The sequence below is a fragment of the Acinetobacter sp. SFA genome, from assembly GCF_001647535.1.
Lineage (GTDB): Bacteria > Pseudomonadota > Gammaproteobacteria > Pseudomonadales > Moraxellaceae > Acinetobacter > Acinetobacter pecorum.
Genome location: NZ_LSZI01000008.1, coordinates 41,234 through 50,200, shown reverse-complemented (window position 1 = coordinate 50,200; position 8,967 = coordinate 41,234). Strand labels below are relative to the sequence as shown.

The 8,967-nt window shown below is 41.8% G+C and carries 8 protein-coding genes; 6 read left to right on the top strand and 2 right to left on the bottom strand.

Annotated features, from left to right (window positions below; all coding sequences use genetic code 11):
* Positions 1 to 402: 402 nt before the first annotated feature.
* Positions 403 to 975 (bottom strand): peptidylprolyl isomerase, encoded by a 573-nt coding sequence (locus AY607_RS04835; RefSeq protein WP_064095244.1) that lies wholly within the window; start codon positions 973 to 975, stop codon positions 403 to 405.
* Positions 976 to 1,078: 103 nt separating this feature from the next.
* Between AY607_RS04835 and AY607_RS04830 the strand changes: the two genes are divergently transcribed.
* Positions 1,079 to 1,753, top strand: coding sequence for an acetoacetate decarboxylase family protein (locus AY607_RS04830; protein ID WP_064095245.1), 675 nt, complete (start codon positions 1,079 to 1,081; stop codon positions 1,751 to 1,753).
* Positions 1,754 to 1,821: 68 nt separating this feature from the next.
* Here the strand turns inward: AY607_RS04830 and AY607_RS04825 are convergent, their stop codons facing one another.
* Positions 1,822 to 2,892 (bottom strand): alpha/beta hydrolase, encoded by a 1,071-nt coding sequence (locus tag AY607_RS04825; protein ID WP_064101915.1) that lies wholly within the window; start codon positions 2,890 to 2,892, stop codon positions 1,822 to 1,824.
* Between the two features lie 217 nt (positions 2,893 to 3,109).
* Between AY607_RS04825 and AY607_RS04820 the strand changes: the two genes are divergently transcribed.
* The 5 genes from AY607_RS04820 (at position 3,110) to AY607_RS04800 (ending at position 8,922) form a co-directional block, all read left to right on the top strand.
* A complete protein-coding gene (locus AY607_RS04820) occupies positions 3,110 to 3,595 on the top strand; it encodes a hypothetical protein (protein WP_064101914.1) in 486 nt (161 codons plus the stop codon).
* A 764-nt stretch (positions 3,596 to 4,359) separates the two neighbouring features.
* On the top strand, positions 4,360 to 4,908 hold the full coding sequence (gene grpE, locus AY607_RS04815) for a nucleotide exchange factor GrpE (protein WP_064095248.1): 549 nt from the start codon (positions 4,360 to 4,362) through the stop codon (positions 4,906 to 4,908).
* A 119-nt stretch (positions 4,909 to 5,027) separates the two neighbouring features.
* On the top strand, positions 5,028 to 6,968 hold the full coding sequence (gene dnaK, locus AY607_RS04810) for a molecular chaperone DnaK (RefSeq protein ID WP_064095249.1): 1,941 nt from the start codon (positions 5,028 to 5,030) through the stop codon (positions 6,966 to 6,968).
* Positions 6,969 to 7,113: 145 nt separating this feature from the next.
* The gene (blaOXA, locus tag AY607_RS04805; RefSeq protein ID WP_064101913.1) at positions 7,114 to 7,953 is read left to right on the top strand and encodes an OXA-134 family carbapenem-hydrolyzing class D beta-lactamase; all 840 of its coding nucleotides are present in this window, start codon (positions 7,114 to 7,116) and stop codon (positions 7,951 to 7,953) included.
* A gap of 60 nt (positions 7,954 to 8,013) precedes the next feature.
* Positions 8,014 to 8,922, top strand: coding sequence for a matrixin family metalloprotease (locus tag AY607_RS04800; RefSeq protein WP_064101912.1), 909 nt, complete (start codon positions 8,014 to 8,016; stop codon positions 8,920 to 8,922).
* Positions 8,923 to 8,967: the final 45 nt, after the last annotated feature.

Sequence of the window (8,967 nt, the reverse complement as noted above, 5' to 3'; positions counted from 1 at the left end):
CCAATCTTGGCTCATCAATTTTCTGACAAATATTTCTCAAATAAACTTCGAGTAATTTCTACCATCAATCAATGAAAATAATTTCGATCAATCAACCAGTAAAAATCCACACAAGTTGTTCTTCATAATCTCTTAATGATCTTTCTAACACCTCGTCAGTGCCAGAAGCTGGACTTCGATATACTTAACAACTCAGCAATCTGCTTCGTTCGTTTTCGTCTATCTCGTCGGTATGTGCTCATTATAGGGCAATTTCTTACACGTGCAAGCGCTTTTAACGCACAAGAATCACGAGTGTTTTATTTTTATGCACCAAATTGGTTCAATTTTATGCAAATAATTACATAAGTACATATTTTTAAAACAGAAATATAAATTAAATATTTCTGTTTTATTCTATGCCTAGTTTTTCACAACTGGTGCTTTAATCGTCACACTGGTGATTTTTACAGGGTTTACTGGCACATTTTGATGCATTCCATAGTTTCTAGTGGGTACTTTAGCAATCTGATCGACGATATCCATACCTTTAGTGACCTTACCAAATACCGCATAGCCGGCATTTCTAGCAGAACGATCCAGAAAATCATTATCGACCAGGTTTACAAAGAATTGTGCGCGGGCAGAATCCGGCTGATTGGTACGTGCCATGGCTAAAGTGCCACGCTTGTTATGCAGACCATTTGACGATTCGTTTTTAATCGGTGCTTTGGTATTGGCTTTTTCCTGCATGTTCACATCAAAGCCACCACCCTGAACCATAAAGCCAGGAATGACCCGGTGAAAAATGGTGTCCTTATAAAAGTTGCTCTTTACATAATTTTCAAAATTTTTTGCCGAGATGGGGGCTTTATCATTAAAGAGTTCAATTTCAATATTTCCCATTGAAGTATTCATCTCAATAATCGTATTTGCAGCAAAGCTTGGCAGACTGGTCGCGGCAAGCGCGATCACACATAATGATTTCTTTAACATTTATTAACTCATCTACTTAGAAGTAATGGTTGTGAATGACTATATATTAATCTTTTATGATTTATATTGCAGTGACCTGCCGACTAAAGACAAGAGAATAAGAATGAAACATGCATTATTACAGGAGCAAAATATCCATCAGTTTCCACCTTGGCGCTTGCAGGGTGAAGGTTTTATTCTGAACTATTGGCTGACCCCCAGCTTCATTGAACAAGCAAAACAGTTCCGGATCGCGCCCTCTCCGCTGGGTCGTATGGTTCAAGTGATGCTGGTACGCTATCAAACTTCACCGATTGGTCCCTATGATGAGTTACTAATTCTGGATCATCCTTTAATTAGTAAACGGCGTCTCAGCTCGATTCCTAAAATTTATGTGTCTACCCATGAATCTGTCATACATGGTCAGCATTTATGGGGCATTCCCAAACAATATGCACAATTTAAATGGCAAGAAAAGGATCAGGAAATTCTGTGTCAGATCCAGCATCAGAACCAGCAGATGACGATTCGGTTGAAGAAAACCAAATCTGCCCGTCAATTTTATATTAATAGTCACCATATTCCAGCATCTATGCTCAAGATTCAGCAGGCCTGGAAAGGTCAACGTTTTCAGTTTAGTCCGCAGTTTCGTGGACACCTCTCCACACTTTCACAAGTAGAGTGGCAAGATGCTGAGGATATATTTCCAGATTTTTCCAAAGCCAAATTGCTGCAAAGCTTTTATGTCCCCCAATTTAATCTGATCTTTCCTGAAGCACAGATCAGTAACAAGCCATAATCATGCATTTAAATTTAGCTATAAAAAAGGTGTTTCATAAGAAACACCTTTTTCTTCATGCTTTCGGTTTAACTGTTTTTGTCCCAAAATTTGCGGAAGTTCTTACTGATCTCAATCACATATTTTTTGGCACGACGTGAGATCGGGGTCAGATTGATAAAACCATGGGCCTGATCGGTATATTCATCATAAAGAACAGCTACACCATTCTGACGCAATTTGTGTGCATAGATTGAACCCTCATCATGCAGGACATCATGACGTGCTGTAATCACATAACTTGGCGGCAAGTTTTTCAGCTCACCATAGGTCGGCGAAATCAGTGGGTCATCCAGTTCAATCTGATGGGTTTGGGCATACATTAAGGTCACCAGATCAATATCCTGCTCTGAAAGTACCAGTCCATCTTTATAGGCATAAAAAGATGGATGGCGACTTTTGAAGTCAACTGCAGGATAAAGCAGAAGTTGTGCCCGTGCGGCATAAGATTTTCCTGCGCTGCGCTGCGCTACCACAGCTGCCAGATTTCCGCCGGCACTGTCCCCTGCCACAGCAATACGGTTTTTATAGACTTTCAGTTGCTTGCCATGCTGATGTGCCCAAGCCAAGGCATCTTCGCATACCTGTACCATCTGCAAAGGGCTAAATTCTGGTGTCAGGGGATAGGCCACACTCAATACCTGAACTTTGGCATGCACTGCCAGCAATCGGCAGAATTCATCGTGAGTATCCAGACCGCCGACCATAAAGGCACCGCCATGATAAAAAATTACCATCGGTAACTTCTTTTGCGGTGCAGGATGATAATGCCGTGCAAAAATACTGCCACTCTGTAGAGGAAGGCGGAGCTCTTCGACAAATTTGACCGCGGTCGGTCGGGCCCGGATAGCTTTCATGCGTGCGTCAAACAGGGTACGTGAATGCACAACATCTTCACTGATAAAACTGCTGTGCCCCTGTTTGATCTGGATGGCCATCAGGCATTTTACCAAAGGGTCTAAATCAGGATAGACATGAGGATAATCCAAAGCCTTCACTAGTGCTTCCTGGGCAATACCGGGTAAGCGATCCAGCATACGAGCTGCAGTTCCCTGTCCTTTTTCCATCAAACGTTGCAGAACCGGATGATTCACTGTCATTACTTTTAGTCCTTATTCTCTTAATTCTTCATAGTTTCTACACGATTAGCGTTTCAGTGACCATATTCTTATAGAAGTCTTAATATCTATGTACAGATAGCTTTTGCCCGATACGTTATCCTCATTTATAGAAGATGTCATTGACCGGTTAAAGGTTATTTTTGACGTAATTTTGCACGATTAAGTATATTTTTTATTAAAAATCGGGAGAATGCCTATGGCTATTAAAATCATAGCTTTGTCTCTGGCGACTGCATTTTTAGCTGTAGGCTGCGTCGCATTTCCTGAAGATGGCGGCTATTATGACGGTCGCTATGATCAGCGTTATGACCGTGGTTATGAACAGGATCGTCGCTATGACCGGCAACGCTGGGAATATGAGCAGCAGCGCAAACGTATTGAGCAGGATCGACGTAAACAGGAATTACAGCGTCGTAATTGGGAACAGGATCGCAAAAGACAATTAGATCAGGATCGACGTAAAAACCAGCTAGAACGGCAACGCCAGGAACAGCAGCGTAAAAATCTGATGACGCAACGGCAAAAACAGGTAGAAGCAGATCGTAATAAGCGTCGTCAGGAGCTAGATCGTAAACGTGCCACAGATCAGCGCACGAAAAAAGTCCAGCAAAATCGTTCCAATCCACGCTGGAATGATAACCGACGCCATCAGGAGCAACGTTCGCGCGATCGTCGTGATTAAGACCTGCATTGTATTCACTAAAAGCCCAGATCGGGCTTTTTATTTGAATGCAAGAAAATATCGGGCAAAAAAAAGGCTTATCTAGAGAATAGGATAAGCCACGAAAACAAATTCAAAATAAGAAGAAACTACAGCGATAGAATCTAAAATGAATCATACCGAGTTGCTTATTTTTTGTGTAATACTTTATTAGTTAAATATTAATCGCTTTTGTGTCTAATAAATAAGCAGCTAAAAAAGCTGAGTTTTTGGGAGAGGTGTAGCCGAGAAAAGCGAATTAAAAACAGGAGATTATGAGGCTGGTTTAGTGAATTTTTCTAATTAAGGCCACTAGGATAAGCAAAAGTGCAAGGTTACTTTTTTATAGTGACTTAAAACAAATCAAGACTGCCATTTTAATTTAAAAATACGATTATTATTATTTTCATTTTAATATTTAGTGGATTTTTCTTTTTTATATTCTAATAAATACAACATATTTACATCAGGATACTGGACTTAGGCACATAAAGACTAGCTATCTTTTTAAGATTTTTCCGCTGTATTTTTTTCACAATTATAAAATCTTCTCCTTTCTGTATTCGGGATTTTGCATAAATCATAAAATTTATCTGGGCTTATGCTTGAATTTTCATACCCTGCCCCGATTTCTTAAGGTAATTGACTATTTCAACCTTGGCAGTTCCATCTTAATACGATGAACACTAAGGGCCAAGGACTGTAGACTGTACATGTTTAAGAACCCATTCAAACGGAGTAAATCAATGGCGACTGAGCAAAATGAGCAAGCTCAAGAATTTGAGCAAGAGCAAGCGGAAAAAGATATAGCGCAAACTCAAGCTGAATCCGAGCAGGCAGAAGTTTCTGTTGAGTCTTTACAAGAACAGATTGCGCAGCTTGAAGGTGACTTAAAGCTAGAGAAAGCACGTACGGCCAATGCAGTCTATGAAGCACAGAAAAGCGTGGAACGTATTCAGCGTGAATCTGAAAAACATAAAGATACAGTATTAGAAAAATTCGCCAAAGAGCTTTTGGATACGGTTGATAATCTTGAGCGCGCAATTAATGCTGCGAATGAAGAAGAATCTCCTTTGCTTGAGGGCGTCAAACTTACCTTGAAATCATTACTCACTACACTGGAAAAATTTGGTGTTGTGGTTGTAGATACCAGTAGCGGATTTAATGCTGAGCTTCATCAGGCTGTAGGCATTGATGCAAATGCTAAGGCCAATGAAATTGGTAGTGTTTTGCAGAAAGGCTATACGTTAAACAGTCGCTTATTGCGTCCTGCAATGGTGATGGTTGGCGCTTAAGCTGAATAAATTAGGGAGTTTGTACATTTTTTTCAAAAATGTTACTTGAAAAAAAATGAATGACTCTCATATCAGATAACAAGTGGAAATCACAAGAAAATTTTTGAGGAAACATCCAAATGGCTAAAATTATTGGTATTGACTTAGGTACTACCAACTCATGTGTTGCAGTACTTGAAGGCGACAAAGTTAAAGTAATTGAAAATGCTGAAGGCACACGTACTACACCATCTATTATTGCCTATAAAGATGGCGAGATTCTTGTGGGTCAATCTGCAAAGCGTCAGGCAGTAACTAACCCGAAAAATACACTATTCGCGATCAAACGTTTGATCGGTCGTCGTTATGAAGACCAAGCGGTACAAAAAGATATCGGTCTGGTACCTTATAAGATCATCAAAGCGGATAATGGTGATGCTTGGGTTGAGGTCAACGACAAAAAACTTGCGCCACAACAGGTTTCTGCTGAAATCTTGAAAAAGATGAAGAAAACTGCTGAAGATTACCTAGGCGAGACAGTGACTGAAGCAGTTATTACTGTCCCTGCTTACTTCAACGATGCACAGCGTCAGGCTACCAAAGATGCAGGCCGAATTGCTGGTCTAGAAGTTAAACGTATCATCAACGAACCAACTGCTGCGGCACTTGCGTTCGGTATGGACAAGAAAGAAGGCGATCGTAAAATCGCAGTTTACGACTTGGGTGGTGGTACTTTTGACGTATCAATCATTGAAATTGCAGACCTTGATGGCGACCAGCAAATTGAAGTGTTATCTACCAACGGTGATACATTCCTGGGTGGTGAAGACTTCGATAACGCGTTAATCGAGTACCTGGTTGAAGAGTTCAAGAAAGAACAGAACTTCAACTTGAAGCAAGATCCTTTAGCGTTACAACGTTTGAAAGAAGCTGCTGAGAAAGCGAAGATCGAACTTTCATCTTCTAATGCAACTGAAATCAACCTTCCATACATTACCGCGGATGCGACTGGTCCTAAACATTTGGTGATCAACGTTACCCGTGCAAAACTTGAAGGTTTGGTGGCTGATCTGGTAGCGCGTACGATTGAACCATGCAAGACTGCACTTAAAGATGCAGGTCTTTCGACTTCTGACATCTCTGATGTGATTTTGGTCGGTGGTCAATCACGTATGCCACTGGTACAACAAAAAGTTCAGGAATTCTTTGGTAAAGAGCCACGTAAAGACGTAAACCCTGACGAAGCAGTAGCGATTGGTGCAGCGATTCAAGGTGCAGTATTGTCTGGTGATAAAACTGACGTACTTCTTCTTGACGTAACTCCATTGACTCTTGGTATTGAAACAATGGGTGGTGTGTTAACTCCAATCATCGAGAAAAACACCACAATTCCGGCGAAAAAATCACAAGTGTTCTCTACAGCTGCTGACAACCAGCCTGCAGTAGACATTTCGGTTTACCAAGGTGAACGTAAAATGGCTCAACAAAACAAATTGTTGGGTAACTTCCAATTAGGCGATATTCCACCGGCTCCACGTGGTGTGCCACAAATTGAAGTATCGTTCGACATCAATGCTGATGGTATCTTGAAAGTATCTGCGAAAGATAAGAGCACAGGTAAAGAGCAATCTATTCAAATTAAAGCAAACTCTGGTTTGAGCGATGCTGAAATTGAAGCGATGATCAAAGATGCTGAAGCGAATGCTGAAGAAGACCGTAAATTTGAAGAGCTTGCGAAAGCACGTAACGAAGCTGATGCATTAATTGCTTCTGCTCAAAAAGCAGTGAAAGATCTTGGTGAACAAGTGACTGCGGACGAGAAAACTGCGGTTGAGACTGCGGTTTCTGAACTTGAAGCTTCAACTAAAGAAAATGACGCTGAAGTGATTAAGTCTAAAACTGAAGCATTGCAAAACATCATCATGCCGATCACACAACGTGCATATGAAGCAGCACAAGGCCAAGGCGGTGCACAAGGTTTCGACCCGAATGCATTCCAAGGTGGCGAAGGCCAAGCTCAAAAAGCGGACGACGGCGTTGTAGATGCTGAGTTCACTGAAGTGAAAGATGACAAAAAATAATTTGTCGCTTTAACTGAAAAAACCGCGCGAAAGCGCGGTTTTTTATGCCTCGACTTGAAGGAATAAAATAAAAATTACTAAAATTTGATCGTATTTCCAGAAAAAGCTGTTTAAGTTAAATCAAACATTAAAATACCTTGAACCCATGAAAATTCTGATTTTGCTGCCTTTACTGAGTTGTTTGGGCCTGACAGCGTGTAGCCTGCCCGTTTCATCTTCCCCATCTCAAAGCACTTTGACTCAATCCACCCAAGCTATTGCCAGCTTATTTGATCAGGCACAAAGCTCTGGCGTTCTAGTGATTCAGCGTGGTCAACAGTTACAGATCTATGGCAATGATTTAAGCCGAGCAGATACCGAATATGTTCCTGCCTCAACCTTTAAAATAGTGAATGCCCTGATTGGCTTGCAGCATGGCAAAGCCACAGCCAATGAAATCTTTAAATGGGATGGCAAGAAACGCAGTTTTGCCGCCTGGGAAAAAGATATGACGCTCGGCGAGGCCATGCAAGCTTCTGCGGTACCGGTCTACCAGGAACTGGCACGTCGTATCGGTCTGGAATTGATGCAGCAGGAAGTGCAACGCATCCGGTTCGGCAATCAGCAGATTGGGCAGCAGGTCGATAACTTCTGGCTGATCGGGCCTCTAAAAATTAGCCCGAAACAGGAAGTCGAATTTGTCTCTGCTCTTGCTCGAGGAGAGCTCCCCTTTGATCCTCAAGTCCAGCAGCAAGTTAAAGCCATGTTACTTTTACAGGAACGGCAAGCTTATCGCCTGTATGCCAAATCCGGTTGGGGCATGGATGTAGAACCGCAAGTTGGCTGGCTCACCGGGTGGGTCGAAATCCCTCAGGGGGAAATCGTGGCATTTTCCCTGAATATGCAAATGCAAACCAATATGAATCCAGCCATTCGCCTTGAAATTCTACAGCAGGCTCTGGGCGAATTAGGGCTTTACCCAAAAGCGGAGCAGCAAAGCAAATAAGCATGGGAAAAGTATTAAAATTAGGCTATATTTTTAAAAAATAAACATTTAAATAAAAATATGCGTCTCTTGCTCTGCCTGTTCATTATGGAATTGATCGTGTCTGCCTATCTGCATATGCAGACCAAAACCCATCCACAACTGCGCTATAACTCGCTGGCTGATCGCTTGACGCATCCTTTCGATACGCGTTTACGTTTTCGCATTGATCAGGTCGATTCAGGCTTTGGAATGAGTAAAGATCAAGTCATTCAGCTGAGCAAGGAAGCAGTCGAGATCTGGCATCAGGGTACAAATCGTGATGATCTGCTGGTATATGATGAAAATGCCAGACTAAGTATTCGCCTGATCTATGATCAACGCCAGCAAGACTACAATGCCTTAAAGAAAATTGAAAAACAGTTACTGGCAGATGACGCCAGGTATCAGCGGCAGGTCAAAAATCTGCAAGCCTCCCATCAACATCTGGAAAGTCAGCAGCAACGCCTCATTCAGCAAAAAAACCAGATCAATAGTGAATTTCAAGCCTTACAGCAACGCCGTCAGCAGCCAGATTTATCCGCATATGAACGCGAACAGATTGAATATGAAGTCTTGGCTTTACAGCGCAAATCGGCAACTTTTCAACGGGAGTTTCAGTACCTGCAGGAACAGCAAAGTTCCTTTAATATGAATGTTTCCATGCATCAGCATGGCCTCCAGAACCATCAGCAGAATATCATTCAGGCTCAACAGCGTTTTCCTGCCCGCGAATTTCATAAGGGTGTTTTTATGGGTGATCAAATTCAGGTTTATCAGTTTGATGCAGAAGATGATTTGCGTCTGACCTTAGCCCATGAACTTGGACATGCCTTGGGTCTGTATCATCATAATGACCCGGAAGCGCTGATGTATCCTGTACTGGGTAAACAGAATCTGCAACACTTCCAGCTACGCCCTGCAGATAAAACCCTGCTATATAACCGTTAGTTAATCAGTCTGAATCCCCTAATTAATTTAAGTGTATAAGTATTA